The following is a 929-nucleotide window of genomic DNA, read 5'->3' as shown; positions in this document are numbered from 1 at the left end:
ACTGGCGGCTGTTCCTACCCCGGGAATGGGCGGATGACGCCGTTCGGCGTCGGCGGACCGGCATCCCCGAAGACGTCGGGCACCGGGAGAAGTGGCGGCTGGCACTGGATGCCCTGGACGAACTGGCGGGATGGGGACTGATGCCGCCGGTCGTGGTGGCGGATGCCGGCTACGGCCAGAACGCCGACTTCCGTGCTGGGCCGGCCGAGCGGGGACACGCCTACGTGGTCGGCATTCGCGGCGACATCACCGTCCAGCCGCATGAGGCGGTTCCCGCTGTCGCCGCCTGGTCCGGCAACGGCCGCCGGCCGGTGCCCCGCTACCGGCATCCACCGATGACGGTGACGGAACTGGCCGCGGCCGCCGGACGGGAAGCCTTCAGCGAGGTGACCTGGAGGGAAGGCTCCCGAGGCCCGATGACCTCCCGCTTCCTCGCGGTGCGGGTCCGGCCGGCCGGGGTGCGCTCGCGTCGGCTGGCCCAGGCAGCCGCGGTGGCCGGGCACGGCCGGTGGGACGGCGTCCTGCCCGAGGTGCGACTGCTGGCCCAGTGGCCCGACGGTGAGGACGAACCGACCCGGTTCTGGCTGTCCGACCTGCCCGAGGACGCCTCGATCGTCGATCTGGTCCGCCTGGCGAAGATCCGGTGGCGCATCGAGCACGACTATCGCGAACTCAAGCACGGCCTGGGCCTGGACCACTTCGAAGGCCGCTCCTGGCCGGGCTGGCACCACCACGCCACCCTCGTCACCGCCGCCCATGCCTTCCTCACCGAGCAGCGGCTGGCCCCAAAAGCCGACACTGCGGACTCACCCTCTACCAGATCCTCGACGCCCTCCAGAGTCTGCTGAACTGCTGGACCGGCGTCTGCGCCACCTGCCACCAGCCTCTGCCCAGCAGGGCCACACCAAGATCCAGACAGACCTAACGGA

The 929-nt window shown here is 71.3% G+C and carries 1 protein-coding gene; it reads left to right on the top strand.

Going from position 1 to position 929, the window contains the following annotated elements:
- Positions 1-848: IS701 family transposase (locus tag LQ326_RS47295; protein WP_234545395.1), on the top strand; the 848-nt coding region annotated here is incomplete at its 5' end.
- Positions 849-929: the final 81 nt, after the last annotated feature.

The organism is Streptomyces shenzhenensis (assembly GCF_021462265.1).
GTDB lineage: Bacteria > Actinomycetota > Actinomycetes > Streptomycetales > Streptomycetaceae > Streptomyces > Streptomyces shenzhenensis.
The sequence above is the reverse complement of the archived record's forward strand: the minus strand, read 5'-3'. Positions and strand labels throughout refer to the sequence as shown.